This window comes from Balneolaceae bacterium, from assembly GCA_034521495.1.
In the GTDB taxonomy this organism is placed as follows: domain Bacteria; phylum Bacteroidota; class Rhodothermia; order Balneolales; family Balneolaceae; genus Rhodohalobacter.
In genome coordinates this window covers 13,852-34,385 of record JAXHMK010000004.1, presented here as the reverse complement: position 1 = coordinate 34,385, position 20,534 = coordinate 13,852, and the positions used below count along the sequence as shown (strand labels likewise).

8 protein-coding genes are annotated in these 20,534 nt (G+C 45.0%); all 8 read right to left on the bottom strand.

Going from position 1 to position 20,534, the window contains the following annotated elements; all coding sequences use genetic code 11:
• Positions 1 to 103: 103 nt before the first annotated feature.
• The gene (locus tag U5K72_00930) at positions 104 to 4,207 is read right to left on the bottom strand and encodes a two-component regulator propeller domain-containing protein (GenBank protein ID MDZ7717366.1); all 4,104 of its coding nucleotides are present in this window, start codon (positions 4,205 to 4,207) and stop codon (positions 104 to 106) included.
• Positions 4,208 to 4,303: 96 nt separating this feature from the next.
• Complete coding sequence (locus U5K72_00925) at positions 4,304 to 6,277, bottom strand: ATP-binding protein (GenBank protein MDZ7717365.1); 1,974 nt, start codon at positions 6,275 to 6,277, stop codon at positions 4,304 to 4,306.
• 31 nt (positions 6,278 to 6,308) lie between these two features.
• A complete protein-coding gene (locus tag U5K72_00920) occupies positions 6,309 to 7,052 on the bottom strand; it encodes a hypothetical protein (GenBank protein MDZ7717364.1) in 744 nt (247 codons plus the stop codon).
• Between the two features lie 429 nt (positions 7,053 to 7,481).
• Positions 7,482 to 8,771, bottom strand: coding sequence for an IS1380 family transposase (locus U5K72_00915; protein ID MDZ7717363.1), 1,290 nt, complete (start codon positions 8,769 to 8,771; stop codon positions 7,482 to 7,484).
• A 68-nt stretch (positions 8,772 to 8,839) separates the two neighbouring features.
• Entirely contained in the window at positions 8,840 to 10,705 is a 1,866-nt protein-coding gene (locus tag U5K72_00910; GenBank protein MDZ7717362.1) for a nuclear transport factor 2 family protein, read from the bottom strand.
• Between the two features lies 1 nt (position 10,706).
• Positions 10,707 to 14,666, bottom strand: a complete 3,960-nt coding sequence (locus U5K72_00905) for a two-component regulator propeller domain-containing protein (GenBank protein MDZ7717361.1) — start codon at positions 14,664 to 14,666, stop codon at positions 10,707 to 10,709.
• A 74-nt stretch (positions 14,667 to 14,740) separates the two neighbouring features.
• Positions 14,741 to 15,121, bottom strand: a complete 381-nt coding sequence (locus U5K72_00900) for a response regulator (GenBank protein ID MDZ7717360.1) — start codon at positions 15,119 to 15,121, stop codon at positions 14,741 to 14,743.
• Positions 15,122 to 15,131: 10 nt separating this feature from the next.
• Positions 15,132 to 20,498, bottom strand: a complete 5,367-nt coding sequence (locus U5K72_00895; GenBank protein ID MDZ7717359.1) for an AAA family ATPase — start codon at positions 20,496 to 20,498, stop codon at positions 15,132 to 15,134.
• Positions 20,499 to 20,534: the final 36 nt, after the last annotated feature.

The window sequence follows — 20,534 nt, the reverse complement described above, 5'->3', positions numbered from 1 at the left end:
TCGTCTCTGTTAGATGCTTCGGTTAAGTCCGATCGCTCTATAAATGTAGAAGATGCAAACCATACAGTCTTGGACTATCCGCGCAAATGTTTGGATTTTCCGGTTAAATAGAAAGCTTCCTGAATGCCGATGGGGTTTTACCGAACTGTTTTTTGAAAGCGCGAGAGAAGTATGCCTGGTCATTAAATCCTACTTCGTAACAGATCTCGGCGATGGTCTTATCCGTCTGATTGAGAAGTTCAACCGAGCGCTGAAACCGGACAGACCGGATAAAGGTGCCGGCGGGCTGATCCACAAGAGCTTTCAATTTTCTATTGAGCTGGGAGCTGCTCATGTTCAATTCTTGTGCTAAATTTTCAACCCGGTACTCTTCCTCTTGAAGGTGTTGGTCGATTATATCAATCGCTTTTTCCAGGAAAGCCTGATCCACCGTGCTTTCTGCAATGACTGCAGGCTTAAAGTAGGTAGCTGTACTGAACCGCTTTTTCAGGTTTTTACGCTGTTCAATGAGGCTTCTCACCCTTGTTTGTAATTCGCGGATATGATAGGGCTTGGTCAGGTAGGCATCAATTCCGGTTTCCAGGCCCTCAATTTTTGAGTCCATTCCAGCCCTGGCTGTGAGCATAATTAACGGAATGTGACTGGTTTTCTCATTATTCCGAATATCTTTACTGAACTGATATCCATCCATTTCAGGCATCATCAAGTCGGTGATAATCAGGTCGGGTATCGTTTCCTGAGAAATTTCAATACCTTCCACTCCGTTTGCAGCTTCCAGCACGGTATACTCCTCTTCGAGCTGTTCACGGATAAAGGAACGAACCTCGGCATTGTCTTCTACGATCAGTACAATTTCCTCGTTTTTAGACAACAGGGCGGAGAAATCCGGCAATTGAAGGCTACCCGCTCCAACATCAGTAGATGCCTGAACTTGAGTTTCTGCTTCTATCTGTTCTTGAATATCCGCTTTCTTAAGAGGTAGCTTAATCACAAATTCTGTTCCCGCTCCCTCCTCACTAATTACACTGATGGAGCCGTTATGGAGCTCCACCAATTCGTGAGCCAGCGATAGTCCAATGCCCGTCCCTTCATATTTGCGGGTGCCGGACTGATCAACCTGGTAAAAGCGGTCAAAAATATATGGCAGCCGGTCCTCGGGAATACCAATTCCGGAATCCTTTATCCGAATTTCAAACCATTCCGGTTCGGGGATGTTTATAGAAACGTCTATATGGCCGCCATTTCCGGTAAACTTGAACGCGTTTGACAACAGGTTTAAAAAGATCTGCTCCATTTTTTCCGCATCGAACTTCATGGGAATCATCGCGCGGGAAGAGTAGAAATTGAGCTGGATCTGATTTGATTCTGCAAGCGATTCAAAAGAAAAAAGCAGATTCTTCAGGAATGAAACCATGTTCTGTTGCTTTGTCTTCAGCTGCAGCTTACCGGCCTCCAGTTTTGACAAATCAAGAAGCTGATTGATCAGGTCAAGCAGCCGTTCTGCGTTGGTATTAACGGAGAGTAATTTCTCTTTTTTACTGCGGTTCTCCTCCGTTTGAAGAAGGGTTTCGGTCTGTCCCAGAATGAGAGTTAGCGGAGTTCTGAATTCGTGAGAAATATTAGCAAAGAAATGGGATTTCAGCTGATTGAGATTTCGGAGCGAGTCGGTCTGAACTTTCTCGATCTTAAGCTGATTTTTAAGGTTTAAACGGGCCATTTCGTAGTAACGGAGGGAATAAAGGGCTGTTAGAAAGAGTACTACATATATTCCATACGCCCACTGGGTATGCCACCATGGGGGAGTTACAATCACGGCCAGTGCCAATCCCTCTTCGTTCCAGATTCCATCGTTATTAGAGCCTTTCACCCTCAGTGTATACTTACCATGAGGCAGGTTGGTGTAGGTTGCAGATGCAAGCTGTCCGGATTGTATCCAGTTGTTATTAAATCCCTCGAGCATGTACGCGTATTGGTTTTTATCGGGGGCAGAATAATCAAGCGCGGCAAACTCAAATGTGATCACATCATCGCGGTGGGAAAACGTCATTTGATCTATTGCTGAAACAGATGCAGTTAATAAATCGGGATCTGTTTTGTTTGAGATGGGCCGGTTACCCAATTTAATTTGAGTAAGCACAACCGGCGGCTGGTGTGGATTATCAAAAATTTTATCCGGGTAAAAATAGTTGAGCCCCTGGATTCCGCCAAAAAATAGCTCTCCGCTGTTACTCCGAAAATAGGCACCTGTGTTAAACTCATTGCTCTGGAGGCCGTCTTGCACATCAAAATTCCGAAAAGTATTTGTTTGAGGATTGAACCGGGAAAGGCCTTTGTTGGTGCTGAGCCAAAGATTGCCATCGTCATCAGGCAGAATTGCATATACCACTTCATTGGGGAGGCCATCCTGCACGGAGTAGTGTTCAAACGTACTGTTTCTGTAATCAAACTTATGCAGCCCTCCGGAGGTGCCGACCCATAGGTACGTGTCGGGCTGAGCCGGATCTTCAAGAATGGATTTGATGTGGTTATTGCGTAAGCTATTTGGATTCGCAGGGTCGTTACGATAGGTTGAATATGTTTGAGTATTGGAATCAAAACGTACCAGGCCATCGGCTGTTCCCAGCCAGAATATTCCATCCAGATCCTGAAAAATTACCGGCCTTGCTATCCCGATTGAGTATTCTGATGAACGATACTGAAAGTGTTGAAATGTACCTGTTTGCTCATCCGTTATTCTGCTAAAGTAGTTGTGAGTTGCAATCCAGATGGTGCCGTCCCGGGCTTCAAAAACAGCATTGACTTCCTGGTGTTTCAAACCCGTTTCATTTCCCGGAGAATGTTTATACAGCCTGGTTTCATTTGTGTCTGGATTATGCCTGAATAAACCCTGAGATGACGCAAACCAAAGTATTCCATCCGAGGCCTGAATAATGGAATAGGCATTGGTATTACCGAAATTATCTATCAGGTCAGAGGTGGTTTCATAGCTTTTCAGTTCTCCTGTTTCCCGATTCCACCGGTAAAGAACATCCGCACTGATCCATACATCGCCCGAGTTATCCTCTAAAATGGAGCGAATACTAAAACCTGCAATTCGGGAGGAGGAATCAGGTTTTCTAACGAGAGTTGGAAACCGGTTTGCCTTGAAATCAAGGATATTAATACCAAGGCCTGAGGTTCCCGCCCACAGAATTCCGGTGCTATCTATCAACAGACTGGAGATGATGTTATAACTGAGAGATTGTGGATTGAAAGGATCGTGGCGATAATAGGTGTATTGTTTTGTTGATGGATCAAAGCGCATCAGTCCCGCAACTGTACCCAGCCAAAACATCTCTGTTTGATCTTCCACTATACTATTAATACTTCCCCAGCCATATTCAAGTACTTCATATAGATTTGGATAAAACTCATAGTTACCGGAATTCCGGTCAAATTTCACAAGGCCGCTTTGAACTCCGATCCAAAAATCACCGGCGCGGCTGACATGCATTGCAGTGATTTTGTATCCGCCTGAGCCTTCAGTTGCATCCGGGTGTTTGGTTTCAAACAGAGTTCGGGTAAATGATTGGCTGGATTCATCAAACTGATTGAGGCCCTCCTCAGTACCAATCCAAAATGTTTCATGTTCATCAAAATACAGATTCCCAACCCGGTTACTGTTCAGGCTTCGGTCGTCGGCCGGATCGTGCAAAAATCGCCGGTAATTGTAATTGCAGCCGATATCGCCATCAACAAGGATGTTAAAAAGCCCGTCACCTTTGGTCGCTATCCAGATCGTGCCATCGGGTCCCTCTGCAATATCCGTAATTTCATTGGTCGTTACTTTTTCACCCGACTCATTTTCCATTGGAATTTTACAGAAAATTTCAGTTTCTCTCTGAAAGATGTTGATATCACCCGATATCGAACCCGTCCAGATACGGCCACGGCTGTCTTCATATAACTTCATTACAAACGCATCAGAAATGGTGGTTAAATCGAAGGGGTCGTGCTGGTAGACCACAAAATTACGTCCGTCGTAGCGATTCAGTCCGTCTTTGGTGCCGAACCACATAAAACCCCGGCTGTCCTGAAGAATAGAGTAGACGGCATTTTGAGACAGGCCATCATCGATGGTTAAGTGACGGAAGTTTACCTGCTGCGAGAAAGCATCGATAGCAAGCAGGCAAAGAACTGCAAATATGACCCCTTTTAAAAATTGCATTTTTTTTATTCCCGATAGGCTGAGTTTATACCCAAGTTTTAGGAATATAGGTTAATAAATTAAAAATAAAAGCATCTGAGATTTATAAGTGTACTTTTACCGAAGAGAAATAATAAATGTTGTTCCTTTTCCCTGGTTCGTATCAATCGACAGATCACCACCATGCGCTTTAATAATATCGTTGGTAATACTAAGCCCAAGCCCGGTACCCGCCGTTCCTTTCTTCGTGGTAAAAAACGGTTGCAGGATTTTGTCTTTGATATCGTCTGGAATTCCAGGGCCGTTGTCCTGTATTTCTATAGTGATGGCTTCGTCTTTTTTCTTCGTTCGGACGGTAAGTTTTGGGCTGTATTCGCCCTCACCCCTTCGCCCCTCTCCCGCGGGAGAGGGGTTGGGGGAGAGGGCCTTTTCCTTCATCGCATCAAACGCATTATTCACAATATTCAAAATCACCCGGCTAAAGTCTTCTGCAATCATTGGGATTTCGCCAACATCCTTATCCAATTGCAGATCAATATCAACATTAATCGGCTCTTTCCCGGCACGCATTCCATGAAATGCCAGGTTTGCGTATTCTTTGATGAGGGCATTGACATCGGTCGGCTCCATCTTGCCCTCTCCGCCGCGGGAATGCTGAAGCATCGATTTTACAATACCATCGGCGCGGGTGCCGTGTTCATGGATTTTGCGGAGATTGGCTTCGATGTCGTTGAGGATGTCGAGGATGAGGTCGGTTTCGCTGCCTTGTTCGCCCTCACCCTGGCCCTCTCCCCCGGGAGAGGGGATGTTTCTTTTCACTTTTGCCTTTTGCGTTTTCACTTCTTCTCGTACTTCCTCAACCAACTCAATACTCAAATCCGAAAAATTATTCACAAAATTGAGTGGATTCTTGATCTCGTGAGCAATTCCAGCCGTGAGTTGGCCGAGGCTTGCGAGTTTTTCTTGTTGAACGAGCTGGTCTTTCGCAGCTTCAAGCTCCCGGAAGGCTTCCTCTATTTTCTGTTTGGCCTGTTCGAGTTTGTTGAAGTCTTCGTACCGATCGTACGCAACGGAAAAAGCTTTAGCCATGGATTGACCGAGATCCAGCTTCTCTTGTGAGAGAGATTCGGTATTGCCGATATACAACATTCCGTGTTTAAAGGGCAGGAAATGCAGGTCGAGGGTTTCCGGGGCGGAACCGGCTTCGTATTTCTTCTTGGAATCAATGAACCCGCGGTCGATCAGGTTTTGAGACCAATCGCGAAAATCCTGTTTGTCCCAGTGTTCAGTGTAAATTTTTCTTTTTCGCCAGGCTTCAACGGCATTCTCAACCAACGAAATTCCCTCAATGGGAAGGTGAAGAGCGGCAATCGGCTCGCCTTGAGAAGTACTCAGGTAAGTGTGGCTGATACCGTTCTCCTCATCGATAATAAACACGCCGCAACGGATGAAGGGAATGTCCAGCGTTTTGAGTTCATCCCAGATAATGGGAGTAATTTGATTCAAGTCCCCCGCACTCCGCATGGAGCCTATTTCAGCGCGAATACGATCAAGAGAGGATTGGCGTGCGGTTTCGAGGGCCAGTTTTTCAGCTTTTTTCAGATCGAGAAAGCGAGTGTAAGTTTGCTCAAATACATTCGTAAAGCGTTTGAAAATGTCGTGAGCATCCGGAACCGGTTCATATGTGATGAACAGGAGAAATCCGTGAGAAATCTTGCAGAGGTGATTGATCTGATAAGTGGGGAGAGATAGCCCGGCTTCTTCAAGTTCCCTGAAAATCGGAGTCAGCTGCGGAAGAGATTTCATGAAATTGTAGTGACTCTCAATGGCTTTTCCTCCCAATTCCTGGGTAAAAAACGTTTCCTCACTCTGGACAAAATCGTCCCATTCAATGAACGAAGCTTCTCCTGAGTGAGGCAGCATAAAAGGCTTTTGAAGTGTACCCTCACTGCTCATGATACAGGTGCTCGACTTGCCATCGTCCAATAAAATGCAATATCCACAGCTCCATGCCGGAATACCCAGCGCCTGCACTTCTAAAAACAGGAGGTTGGCCACTTCCGGCAGTTCATCACTGGACTGCATGCCCATGGTGCGGCTCCTTACTCTTTCCAGAGCCGCTTCAATCTGCGATTCCGCGAGCCTGCTTCTCAGCTTTTTTTAGGTCGAGGAAGCGGGTGTAGGTTTGTTTAAACACGTCCGCAAAGCGTTTATAAATCTGATGATATTCCGGGACCTGTTCGAATGTGATAAACAGAAGGTAGCCATGTTTGAAAAAGGCAATATTCAACACCTGATGATTGGGGACCTCTATACCAGCCTCTTTAAGCGCAGCTATCTGTTCACCGACTACCGGAAGTGAACTCATATAATCATAATGAGCTTTAAGTTCTTCGCCGCTCATTTCAATACTAATAAAGGATTCATCCTCTTTGAACGCTTCAGTTATAGTCCTGAATACATCTTCGTTAGAAGGGGTCTCAAAAGGAGGGATCATCCGCCCATCACCAGAACTTACCCATTGGGTAATGGTATTGTTTTCGTGATCGAAAATGTTAAAGCCACAGCTCCATTGTTCCAATCCGAGTTCTTGTATCTGTCTAAACATTTCCGCTGAGGTCTCGCTTAAGTCCTCACTATGCTGCATGGCCATAGTTCGGCTTCTCACTCTTTCCAACGCCGCTTCAATCTGTGCTTCGCGTGCTTGTTCTTCGGCTTTTTGTAAATCCAAAAACCGGGTGTATGCCTGTTCAAATACTACTCCAAATCGTTTGAATATCGCATTATCTTCTTCACTGAATTCATCCAGTCCATTATGTTGAAAGATCAGGGCCGAGTTTTTAAGAATCACTGAGGATCTAACCAAACCGGGTGAGTTAAGAAGGACTGATTGTCTTTCCTTTGGAATCGATTTAAAATCGGAATACTTAAAGAGTAATTTGAAAAGCCGATTATTTTCAGCCTTAGAATATTTTTCCGTGTAAAAATTTTCTTTCTTCTTGAACTCCTCAAATAGATTGGAAATGACAGGATGATCTATGTACGGTACATGAAATTTTTTCAGGTAATCCATTTCTTCGACCTTGACCTAAGATAGTACAATAACAGTACTCATTTTCTAAAATTTGATTGACAATACTATCGTATTTGTAGATTTCCCGTGATTCTTTGCTGTTTTTTACCACTGTTGACCGCTAACGGATGCCTATTTTGCTGTATTTTTTTACTCATGGACACACCTCTGCCACAAATTTGGATTAACGAATAGCGTCAGTGGAGATGGCGGGGCGGTTGGCTACTCCAGAAGCAGCTCGTAGCCCTTACCGGTGTAGAGTTTAAGGATATTCTGCCTGCCTGAGCGAATCCACTTGGCGGGAACGCTAATGAATCGAAAGATAAACTTTTTAAGCCGGTAGGTGACCTTCAGCCAGGGGATGCGCTTTGAGTAGAGGCTGAGGATGTAACGATAGAAGTTGGCGATGATGGCCGTGAGAATCATAAAGGCCGTGTTCTGCGAGAGGAACGAGCAGGGCAGCCGCGACCAGCTAAAATCGTTGCCCATGATATCAAAGACCCGCTCACTGGCTCCGCGTTTGTTGTAGAAGGCAACAATTTCCTCCGGGGAGCTCTCACGATCGTTGGTTAGAATGGCCCGGTAGGTGTAGGCAGACTCGCTGAACAGATCGCCCTGCTGGTCGTCTCGTTTGATGCGGCTGACGATCAGCCGATAGGAGGTTTGCCCGTCAAAGGGCCGCCAGTCGGCCAGCTCGGCTACATCCATCGGCTGCCAGTTCAGCTTCACCGACCTCCAGTCGTCCTGGTCGATCGCCGCAATCTGTCGGAGCATCTCCGCCGAGCGTTTGGCCCGGATGTAGAACTGGTTGGTATGGGGTTGCACCAGATCAACGACGTCCTGTTGATAGGAAGCTGAATCGGCCCGAAAGCGGCCAATGCTCACATCATGGGCATTCAGCCGTTCGAACAGTCGGTCGAGGGTTTCGTGCTGGGCAAAGCTCGCCTGGCTGTTGCCGCTTCGTCCTTCGATGCTTACCGGCATGCCCTCAATGCTGGCAACCCCCGGCTGATAGCCGGTGCACTTCTTGTAGGTTCGCACCGCATCCCATTTCTCGGTTTCAATAACCTTGTTGTCATAGTCCAGAGTATAGCAGCGCCGGTTGCTGAGTTGTCCGGTGGTCCGCAAGGCTTTCACCAACAATTCGTTTAGCGGCTCATTGATGTTGAACGTGTGGTTCACACCGCTGGTTGGATGAGTAAGCTGGCGGGAGTCGCAGGCCAGCTGCTTGACCCCGCGAAGCAGCGTGTCGGGGCTGCACGGCGAGAGGCCCCGCGTGCGGTGGAGGGGCTCGCGCAGGTGCTCGGCCAGATCCTCGGCGCAGTCCCCGCCGGTAAACAATACGCTCATGAGGTTGGCAACAATATCGCTGTAGGAAAACCCGGCCGTTTGACCTCTCGGGCCGAGGTGCCGGTCAATCAGTCCCGCCAGCCCGCACGTATGAAAACTTTCCAAACAAAAATCTAATCCGCCAAATGGTGTTATCTTATCCGATGATTTTGTAATATGCATATCTCACTTCTTTAGTTTGATTTGTCTCACCTAAATAAGTGAAATTATTCGAGCCAAAAAAGCCTGAATCAACAACATTCAGCCGCTTTTTTGGCTCTTTTTATGTATTGCTTGCTAACATTCACTCCTTCATCAGGATCTGAAAGATCTGTGGCTATCTGTGTCGCATCAACATTCTGAATTCCCAGTCCTTTGATCTCTCGGTCAAGAAGTCGAACCACCTCGATCAATTCAGTACTGTGGTGCATCACCATGGAACGTGCACGAACTCGTTCCAAAGCCGCTTCAATTTCTGCTTTTCTAGCCTGTTCTTCAGCTCTTTGGAGGTCGAGAAAACGGGTGTAGGCTTGCCCAAATACTTTTCCTAAGCGTTTAAATATTTCTACTTCTTCTATGGTAAACTCTTTGAGGTTATATCGAGCAAACTTCATCGAGGAGTTTTTTAAAATTACGCCACAAATTACCCACCCGGGGGCGTTTAGAATGAAATTCTTTCTTTCCTCCGGAGTGTCTTTAAAATCAGAATGCTTGAATAATAATTTGAAATAGGCGTTCTTTTCAGCCTTTGAATATTTTGCTGTGAAAGTTCCAAGATCATTATTAAGCGTCTCATAAAATTTTGTAGTGATTGGATGCTCTATAAATGGTATATGAAATGTTTCAAGATACCGCCGTCCCTCAACAGAAACCCAATCATTCAATCCATCAAGTGGATCGTCAGTGAAGTCAATAACGATCTGTATAACATCGATATCAATTCCCAACTCCATGATCTCCTTTTTGAGTTGACGAACCACTTCAACCAACTCTTCGCTTTTATGCATCCCCATTGATCGACCCCTAACCCTTTCAAGAGCTGCTTCAATTTGGGCTTCACGGGCCTGTTCTTCGGCTTTTTGGAGGTCCAGGAAGCGGGTGTAGGTCTGTTCGAAAACCTTGGCAAAACGTTTAAAAACATCATGAGCTTCCGGCACCGGTTCGTAGGTGATGAACAGGACGTAGCCATGTTTGAAGAAAGCAACATGATCATACTGCGAATCGGGCAGGGACCCGCCGGCATCTACAATCTCTCCGAGTGCGTCACCGATCACGGGCAGGGCCATCAGGTAGTCGTAATGCTCTTTGCAGTCTTCTCCTATGAACTCCTCTACATGAAAGGTTTCGCCTGCTTGCCCTTTTTCGTAAAACGACAGGAAGAATTTTTCACGAGGTGTTTTATAAAAGGGCAACGATCCTTCGCGGCTGCTGAACCATTCATAGTCGCCTTCCGGATCATCTGCATAAATATGGAATGCACAGCCCCAAGTTTCGATACCGAGCGCACGTACCTGCTGATCCAAAACTTCTGAAGCTTCCGTCAGCTCATCGGAGTGCTTCATGGCCATGGTCCGCGCCCGAACACGCTCTATTGCGGCTTCAATCTCCAGCTCCCGGTTTTTGCTTTTAAGATCGGCCGTCTGCTGATCAACCAGCTTTTGAAGTTTCTCTTTTTCCCGCTTCCACTCCTCCAGGTGCCAGTGATCATTTTCCGTATCAACGGGTGTGGAAGCATGCCAGTGGGACAGTTTCCACAGGTTGTCAATATATTCCATCACGCAGCTGGTGCGCATGTAGATGTAATTGGCAACCTTATCTGATGCAATAGTAAGGGTTATCTCTTCTGTGATAAAGGCGTTGTTTCCATCGTCTGATATTCGGGTGAAAAGCCGTTTACGATCAAGCGAGGGCATAAAGCCGTCCATTTGTTCATACTGGGATTTAAACATCGCGTCTAACTCATTGAATGAGAAAACTTTTTCATCTTTTGTAGTGCCAAACAACATCAGTTCAGGAGCAGCGAGATCGGATAAATCCTCATACGGTACGATGCACAGGCCCACATTTATGATTCGTTCGTAGGTCTCTTCCAATAATTTTTTCTTTTGAGAATCCATGCTAATCCTTTAGCTCTAAGTAAATTGAAAAAACAGAACCTTCACCGGGCGAACTTTTTATCTTCATCCGTCCACCGTGCGCCTTTATGATATCGTTCGTAATACTCAGCCCAAGCCCGGTACCTGCGGTTCCTTTCTTAGTCGTAAAAAACGGCTGCAGTATTTTGTCCTTGATGGCGTCGGGAATACCCGGCCCGTTGTCCACGATTTCGATGGTTACGGTTTGATTTTTTTGATGGGTTCGGACGGTTAGTTTCGGGCTGTATTCGCCCTCACCCCGCCCTTCGGGCACCCCTCTCCCTCGGGGAGAGGGGCTGGGGGAGAGGGCCTTTTCCTTCATCGCATCAAATGCATTATTACACAAATTCAGAATCACCCGGCTGAAGTCTTCACCGATCATTTTCACTTCCCCAATATTCTTATCCAAGTCTAACTCGATATCTACATTAATAGGATTTTTTCCAGCCCGCATACCATGGAAAGCCAGGTTTGCGTATTCCTGTATCATTGCGTTCAGGTCTGTGGGTACCATATCCCCCGAACCGCCGCGAGAGTGCTGAAGCATGGATTTTACGATGCCGTCTGCGCGGGTGCCGTGTTCGTGAATTTTGCGCAGGTTGGCTTCGATGTCGTCGAGGATATCGAGGATGAGGTCGGTTTCGCTGCCTTGATCGCCCTCACCCTGGCCCTCTCCCTCGGGAGAGGGGATGTTTCTTTTCACTTTTGCCTTTTGCGTTTTCACTTCTTCCCTCGCTTCTTCCACCAACTCGATACTCAAATCCGAAAAATTATTCACAAAGTTCAGCGGATTCTTGATTTCGTGAGCGATGCCGGCAGTGAGCTGGCCGAGGGAGGCGAGCTTTTCCTGCTGGACGAGCTGTTCTTGTGCTGCCTTGAGATTCTCGTAGGCTTTTTCGATCTCTTTGGCATGTTTGAGTTCTTTCTGTCGTGCGCGTTCCAATTGCTTACGCATCAGTCTTTTTCTCTGAACTCTGTCAACCGTTATGAAACCGCCAATCAGCAGTATTATATAGAAACTGTAAGCCCAGAGGGTTTTCCACCAGGGCGGAGCGATAGAAATAGATAACGATTTACCATCTTCATTCCAGATGCCGTCCGAATTCGACCCACGTACCCGAAATGTATAATTTCCCGGCTCAAGGTTGGTGTAGGATGCAAAGTTCCGGTTATCATAAATCCAGTCTTCATCAAACCCTTCCAGCATGTGGGCGTACTGATTTTTTCCCGGATTGGCGAAATGTAGGGCAGTAAAATCAAAACTGAGATCATTCTGTGTATGAGAGAGTTCAATGTTCTCAGCATTAAAAAAGCTGCCATCAATCGGAGAGTCTTCACCCATTTCAAGAACGGACTTGTTCGAAATTTTCAGATCAGATATAAACATAGAGGGCGCAACAAGGTTCGCCTCAATATTTGTGAATTCGTTGAGGCCATGTTCTCCACCGAAGTAATAAGTGCCGTCATCGGTTTTTGCAGCTACGAGGCCGATATAATTTTCTCCTCCAAGGCCGTCTGATGCATCATAATTGATAAATGTTGTTCTGCCGAGCGATTCGCTTACAATCATTTGTGACAGGCCGCTTTGCGTGGAGATCCAAAGCCCGCCATTTTCTCCCGGCAAAACGGACTCTGTAAAGTTGGTTGGCAAACCGTCCTCTTCGGTGAAGTGAGTAAATATTTCTGTCTGTGGGTCGAACCTGTTTAAGCCCTCATTGGTTGTGATCCAGAGAACGCCATCGGGTTGTTGATAAATGCCATAAATGGAATTGCTGCTGATGGAATTGGAATTATCCAGGTCGAAGCGGTAGGTATCTACTGAGTTGGTAGACGTATCAATTTTTTCCAGGCCTGAATTCCCCCCGGCAATCCAAACGATGTCACCGTCCAGCTGAATATCTTGAATACTATTTGAAGTGATGTAAATTTCACTGCCACTTTCCTGCAGAAATTGATTGATCTCACCATGTTGTTCGTAATCATCAATTTTTACAAGTGCTATACCCCATAAGTTAGTGTATGAAGGTGCTGGTTCATTCCATAAATCATAACTGTGGCTGTCATCCGAAAAATATCTCAGGTTAACGGTTCCTTCCTCTAACGTGAGTTTTTCGATGATGATCCGGTTTTTTAATGCACCCCCTGCATGAAATGAGTTGTCAATTTTGTTTGCAGTCCATAGGGTATCACCTTCTTCATTTTCAATCCATCCATAATCATACATCGCACCGTCTGTTCCCTCACCAACAGCAATGACCAGGTATTCTCCGGGAGTCTCAATTTCTATAGATTCACTTAAATCCTGGTAATCTGAAACGCGTTTGATGCCTGCAATTTTAGGATCGTTCGCCAGGAAATTATTTGTCAGTTTATAGAGTTGCTCCGGGTATATTCTCGACATCAGGCTTTGAATACGCTGTATTTGTCCCGTTTCGGATTGAAGCACGTGAAGTCCGGCATTGGTACCAATCCACAAATCACCATTGGAATGTTTTTTCAGAACCCGAACCTGGTCATTCGAAAGGCCGGTAAATGATCCCGGTTCATATGTGTAGCGTTCAGTTTCCTGGTAATTGGAATCTGTTCGAATAAGTCCGTCTCCCCATGTTCCCAGCCAGAGTGAACCATCGTCATTTTCGGCAATACTTCTTACAGAACCACCATACAGATCATTAACAGCCGTAAAAGTTACCTGATTAAACGTTTGGGTTTCACGGTCGAGAATGTTCAGCCAGCCACCGCGTGTTCCTACATAAAGAATACCAGGGTCCACCTCTGATTTCAAAAGGCTGAATGTACCATTGCCATCGAGATTGGTTTCACTGTTTTCAAGGTGAGCATAATGCTTGAAGGGATTGTTGATCGGATCGTATTTCAGGAGTCCGCGGCTGATGGTACCAAACCAAAAAATCCCACTATTATCAATTTTAAAATCGGTGAGTATTATGTTCCATCCCCCGTCAGAAAACTGGGTGCTGCCGGAAATAACAACTTCCTGGTATTGGTCTGATATACCATCAAACCTGAGAATCCCTCTGAAATTATTGGTAATCCAGATATTTCCTTTGCTGTCTGGCCGAATGTTATTCCAGTTGTTCGTACTGAGGCCAGCCCCATAATTATATTCTTTGATGGTTTTTACGACACCGGATTCCGGATTGTACTTGTAAATGCCGGTTCTTGTTGTGATCCAAAGTGTATTTGTTGAATCAGCGTACAGGTAAGAGATATGATTGGGATTCTCAGTGAAATCCACAGGGGTGGAGGAAGAAACAGGAGCTTTTTTAAAAGCAGAATCGCCTGGGGCTAATGAATACAGGCCGCGGGCCCTGGTTCCTACCCAAATCGTTCCTGATGGATCTTCGGTTATGGCAAGAATAAAATCCCGCAGGTTTGTATCTTCCGAATCTTCAAACTCATATTCCGGCATTTCCCACTGGTCACTGGTAGGATTAAAGAGCAAAATTCCGGCAAATATAGTTGTAGCCCACAGCCTGTTTTGGCTGTCTTTGAAGAGGTTAAAAACCCAGCCGCCATCAAAAGTGGCAAGTTCAAACTCCTCGTTGAAATCATAATTATTGAAGGTGTCAGTATTACGGTTGTACTTTGAAATACCATTTCTGGTAGCGATCCACAGATCGCCATTTTCATTTTCCTCAAGTCCCCAAACATCATTGTCAATCAGGCTGTTGGGTTGTCCGGATTCGGTTTTATAGGTTTTGAATGTAATGCCATCATACTTTTGAAGGCCGTTGGTCGTACCGATCCACAAAAGCCCGTACTGGTCCTGATGAATGGCCTGAACCTGAGTGGATGCAAGGCCATCAGAAATGGATATGAATTGCGGATTGATGGTCTGTGCCCGGGTAATCTCAAAAGTGAAGATGGCAAGAAAGAGACAGACGAGAATTAATTGATAGGATGTTTTTTTTTGAAGATTCATAATACGAACAAGTGTCTGAATAAATTGTAGGATGTTAACACTGCCCGTTCATCCTATTGTAGTTATTTAAAGAATTACAACTCATCCAGCATTTGCTGTACTTCCTGCTTTAATGAGCCGAAATCAATTGGTTTTGTAAAGAACTCCTTAGCTCCTGAGTTTATCGCTTTTTTATAGTTTTCATTATCGCCGTAAGCCGAAATCATACTGATCTGAATCTGTGGAAATTGGGCCTTTACTTTATCCAGTAATTCCAATCCAGACATTCCCGGCATGTTGATATCAGAAAAAATATAGACGATGTCCGGCGGACTGGTGCTTTTAATGATATCCAAAGCTTCCTGCCCCGAAAAGGCAAATACCAACTCCAGAGTACCACTTCGTATCTCTTTTCTAAAACGCTGCCGAAACAGGGCTTCAACATCTTTTTCGTCGTCAACTACCAAAAACTTCATACTTATACTTCTATCGGTTTACATTTAATTCGATTATAAAACGCGTAAATTCATTTTCTTCAGATTGGATCGTTAAGATACCACCGTGGGCTCTGATTATATCATTGGTAATATAGAGTCCTAAGCCGGTACCCTCTGTTCCTTTTTTTGTAGTGAAAAAAGGTTGTAGAATCTTCTTCCTCAGATTTTCTGGAATTCCCGTTCCATTGTCTTCAACAATAACGTTTATCAAGCTACCACTTTGAATGGTTCGTACAAACAACTTAGGAGAATAATTTTCAGTAAGGTCCGAATTCATTTTTTCCCGCATCGCATCAAAGGCGTTATTACAGAGGTTTACAATCACCCGGCTAAAATCCTCAGAAATCAGGGGAACTTCACCGATGGACGAATCCAGGTCAAATTGAATATCTACGTCGAACGGTCTGTCTCCGGCCCTCATGCCATGAAAAGCAAGATTTGTAAACTCTTTAATGAGCGGGTTTAACTCCGTTGGCTCCATGATAACACCACTACCTCTTGAGTGCTGAAGGAGTGATTTTACAATAACATCGGCCCTTGTACCGTGTCTGTGGATGGTTTGGAGGTTCGTTTCGATATCGTTGAGGATGTCGATGATGAGGTCGTGATCATCGCTGGTGTCATCAGACACCCCTCGCCTTCGCTCCGCTTCGGCACTCCCCTCAAGGGGAGAATTCTTCTCACCTTTGCCTTTTGCTGCATGTTTTTCGTAGTCCCGACTTTTCGGGGCCTTTTGTCTTTTTACTTCCTCCCTCGCTTCTTCTACCAACTCAATACTTAAATCCGAAAAGTTATTCACAAAATTCAACGGATTTTTGATTTCGTGGGCGATGCCGGCGGTAAGTTGACCCAGAGACGCCAATTTTTCCTGTTGAATAAGTTGCTCCTGGGCTGATTTAAGATCGTCATAGGCTTTTTCTATTTCGGTGGTTCGTTCTTTTACCTTCTCCTCAAGATTACTATACAGATTTGCATTTTCGATGGATATAGCAATTTGGCCGCTTAACATGTTGAGCAGTTCAACCCTGTCCTTTGTAAAAGCGTTGGTTGTTAAATTATTTTCTAAATAGAGAAGGGCTTTAACCACACCCTGGTTTTTTATGGATGTACAGAGCAGAGATTTTACGTCTGATTTTTTGATGTATTCATCGGCAGACCACTTTTCATGAGAAGATGCATCCGGGATAATGAGTTCTTCGCCGGTACGAATGGTGTACAATACAACGGACTGCGGCAGTCTGTCGAACTCTTCGATCTTTATTCCGTCAAGGATTTCAATTTCCTCGATCGTGCCTTCCGCCGCTACTTCGTACGTGTGATTGTTGTTGATGATCAAGATAGCCCGTTCCGCTCCGGCATTTTCAATCACGATTTTCAACAGGGTTCTTACAAGTTTATTGAAGCGGATTTCACCCGATAAGGATGTGCTTGCCTTCATAATAGTAGAAAGGTCAAACTGACCCGAGCGCTTTCCACCGCTGCCTGAACCACCTGAAGTTGAAGTGACGTTATCATCTCCCAAAAACTCAAATTCATTGAGAAGCATGTTGGCTTTAGCTTCGGCGCCCCAGAATTTGTATGCCCGGTAAGCTTTGTTTAAAAATAACTCTCCCTGCACATTCAGGTTGTTGCCTATGCAAACCCGTGCAGCTAACTCACTGATAATTGCTACAATCTGAACATATTTTTGTTCATTTGCATGATGGATTGCCTGATCAAAAAAATTCGTAGCTTCCGCAATATTTCCATTCGCAGCAAGCAAGCCGGCCTTCACTGCAAGATATTGATGCAAATAATTTTCGGGAGCAGATTCAGACCACTTCTTGAAACTCTTCAGGCTCTTTTTGGCCTTTTTCAACGAGTCATTTTTGTTTTTAAGAAGTGAATGATAAATAGCTGCAATGGAAGCATAAAATGTAGTAAATGTTAAATCAGGAAGCCCGGCTACGGCTTCTTCGAAAATCTTTGTATTTGCAGCATGTTCAAGTGCTTTGTCTGATTCAAGTCTCAACAGGTGCAAGAAAAGTTTATTGGAGTGATAGAAATAGGCAGATGTTTTGTCGTTCATGCCCTCCAACTCTTCCAACATTTTTTGTTCGCCTCCTTCGTAATGGTCAGCTAAATTTACCCCGATTTCATCTCCCCCGGCAAGGTTTTGAATCACATTTTGCAGAATGGATGCCCGGTTGTAAGCGGCTTGTTGTTTGAGCTGATGAAACGTCCGTTTGTAAGAATCCACTTTCTCTTCGAGTACTGAAAGCTCTTCGGCAATATAAAATTGCCATAGCAGGTAGTAATATGCTGCCCAGATTCCCCCAACCAGATTCCCAACTTTTAGCCCACTTTTGTAGGATTCAAGAAGCGGATCTAAAGAGAGGCTCAGATGTTGTTTCCAGTGATTCAGGAAACAATCGGTTACGAATAAAACTTTAACGCGGTACTCTTCAGAATCAAATTTATCAACCAGTTCCAGTGCCATTTGGCCGTAGCGGTATCCGCCCTCGTAATCACCCAAAACTGCACTGAGCGAAATTCCATAAGATCCATATCCAAAAGCCGAATAGGCCATATTTCCGTGTTTCACAGAAAGTTCAACCATTTTAAAAACAATAAGCGGAAACATGTTACTGCCAGACATGTAGGCAGGTGGTACAATTCTCTCCAGGATTGGCAGGGCTGCGGTCATATCAGGATCGGTCATCACCTTCAGGTCCATAAGGTCTTCGGGCTGTTTGCCCCTCAACAACCACTTTGTTTTTGCCAGCCCCATTATAATGTGCACCATTTTGGGATTACCCGGAAAATCCACGCCCAGCTTTTCCAAAATATCGAGGCCGGCCTGCAAACCCTCCGGCAGCATATTTTGGGATGTCAGGTGATCAATTCTCAACATGTACACTTTCTTCTGTTCGGGAGCTGATTTGGAGTGGTCTATCACAGAATCAATAAACTGATCCATTTTTGTTGATTCCCCTAAAAGGTAGGCTGCCTCCGCTCCCTTCTCCGACAGTTGATGCATCAGTTCATAATGTTCCGTCCAGGCATTTTGCGGCATGAGCTGTAATCCGTTTTCAATGAGCTCGAGCGCAGTGCTGTGAGCGGATGACTCCACAGCCTTGCTGCCCGCCTGCAGGTTAAGCCGGGCAAGGTGAATTTTTTCTTCCCGGTCTTCAATGAAGCGCAGGCCTGTGTTCAACTGGAAGACGATATCGAAGATCTTTTCATTTCGCTTTTCACCGGTGATATTTTTATCCAATAGCCGGCCGATTTGAAGGTGTACTTTCTTCTTCTCCTCGTCAGGAATCAATGAGTAGAACGACTGCTGAATTCTGTCGTGGATAAAGCTAAACTCTATTTTTTGATCGGAAAGGTCAGCATCTGAAGAGATTAAACGGTAGTTGTGGTCTTTTGGAAGAATCAGGCTTTCATCAATGGCAGGATCAAGCCGTTGGATGGTTTCGTCAACAGGAATTTCAGCGATGAGCCTGAGCAGATTTGCATCAAAACTGTTCCCGATACAGGCGGCCAATTTGATGATTTCTTGCGTTTCTTCCGGCAGCTGTTTGATTTTTGCCATCATCAAATCCACGATGTTATCAGAAATCTGTAACTGGTTGATAGCGTCCAAATCCCATGTCCACCGGCCCTCTTTCGAATCAAATTTCAACAACCCCTCGCTGTGCAAAGCCAGTAAAAATTGTTTCAGGAAGATTGGGTTCCCGCCGGTTTTCTTGTAGACGAATTTTGCTAATGGTTCAATAGCCTTTTGATCAACAAAGAGCGCATCCGATATAAACTCAGAAACATCATTGAGGTCAAGGTTTTTGAGTTTCAGGAACGAGAGCGGAATAATCTCTTTCTTGAGTTCATCGAGAAAGATTTGGAATGGATGTGTACTGTCCACCTCGTTATCCCTGTACGCCCCGATCACAAAAAAGTGGTGATTATCCTTATCCTCCAGCCATCGTTTGATAAGATCGAGAGAAGCTGAATCGGCCCATTGTAAATCATCAATAAAAATGAGAAGGGGCGAGCCCTCATGCGAGATAGCATTAATGAATTGACCGATGACGTAATTGAATCGGTTTTGTGCTTCCTGTCCATTCAGTTCAGGGACATCCGGCTGCTGGCCGATAATAATTTCGATTTCCGGAATCAGCTTTATGATCAACTGACCAAGATCTTCGATGGAATCGAGAATAATTTTTTTCCACTCTTGTAATTTTTCTTCCTTTTCAGTGAGAATGATCTGAACCCATTCGGTCAGGGCTTTCTGAATGGCATAATAGGGGATATTCCGCTGGTACTGATCGAACTTTCCTGAGATAAAAATGGCACCTTTTTTGGCAATATCTTTTTGAATCTCTTTTACCAGGGCCGATTTTCCAACACCGGGTTCTCCGTGAATCAGGACCATCTGCGGCTGACCCTGCCCGATGTGAGACAATGATGAGCTTAACTGCTTTAACTCTTGCTCCCGCCCGTACAATTTCTGCGGAAGAATAAACCTCTGGTGCGTGTGTTTTGTGCCGAGTTTGAAGGCTTTGTTGAGTATTCCCTCATCAAGTAGTTCGAGGCATTGTTCCAGATCGGATCGGAGCGAGTAGGCAGATTGATATCGATCATCCGCATTTTTTGAAAGCAGCTTCATCACGATATCTGATATTGCAGATGGAATCGTCTCATCAACTTTATTGGGGGGTTGCGGATTCACGGCCATGTGGGCATGGATAATTTCCAGCGGATCTTTTGAAGGAAAGGGCAGCTTCCCGGTAAGCATCTCATAAAACACAATCCCAAGCGAATACAGGTCGGATCTGAAATCAACAACCCGGTTCATTCGTCCCGTCTGTTCGGGGGAGATATAGGGAAGATGCCCCTGCAACATTTCCGGGCTTCCCTGGTGATTCACGACAACATCCCGGCGCGAAGCAATTCCAAAATCAATCAGGTAAACATCATCCTGTTCTGTTAGAAGAATATTTTTTGTGTTGATGTCTTTATGGATAATTCCCTCATCATGAACAAGCCCCAGAATATGGCTCAACTTGATTGCAATCTTGAGAAATTCCTCAATTGAAAATGATCTCATTTCTAAAAAGTCTGCTAATGAATCACCTTCTATATATTCAAAGACAAGTGCTTCCCTGTTATTTACCCGGGTTTTGTCAATCAGTTTTCGAACTCCCTCTATCCTGCAACCCTTCAGGATATTATACTCGTTAGTGAGCATCATGATGGTTTCGGAATCGGGGAAGTCTGCTTTATACGATTTAATTAATACCTCTCCCAGTTCGGCAAAATCCGATTCTCTCCAAAGGCGGAAATTTTCATTTTCGTATAAAATGGGAGGCATAAATAATTAGGTTTTATTTGATTCGCTGCTTCTGAT

Bases quoted from the DNA above. Each gene is read 5' to 3' on its own strand.
- U5K72_00930 (MDZ7717366.1), bottom strand. From the start codon at position 4,207: ATGCAATTTTTAAAAGGGGTCATATTTGCAGTTCTTTGCCTGCTTGCT.
- U5K72_00925 (MDZ7717365.1), bottom strand. From the start codon at position 6,277: ATGGGCATGCAGTCCAGTGATGAACTGCCGGAAGTGGCCAACCTCCTG.
- U5K72_00915 (MDZ7717363.1), bottom strand. From the start codon at position 8,771: ATGCATATTACAAAATCATCGGATAAGATAACACCATTTGGCGGATTA.
- U5K72_00910 (MDZ7717362.1), bottom strand. From the start codon at position 10,705: ATGGATTCTCAAAAGAAAAAATTATTGGAAGAGACCTACGAACGAATC.
- U5K72_00905 (MDZ7717361.1), bottom strand. From the start codon at position 14,666: ATGAATCTTCAAAAAAAAACATCCTATCAATTAATTCTCGTCTGTCTC.
- U5K72_00900 (MDZ7717360.1), bottom strand. From the start codon at position 15,121: ATGAAGTTTTTGGTAGTTGACGACGAAAAAGATGTTGAAGCCCTGTTT.
- U5K72_00895 (MDZ7717359.1), bottom strand. From the start codon at position 20,498: ATGCCTCCCATTTTATACGAAAATGAAAATTTCCGCCTTTGGAGAGAA.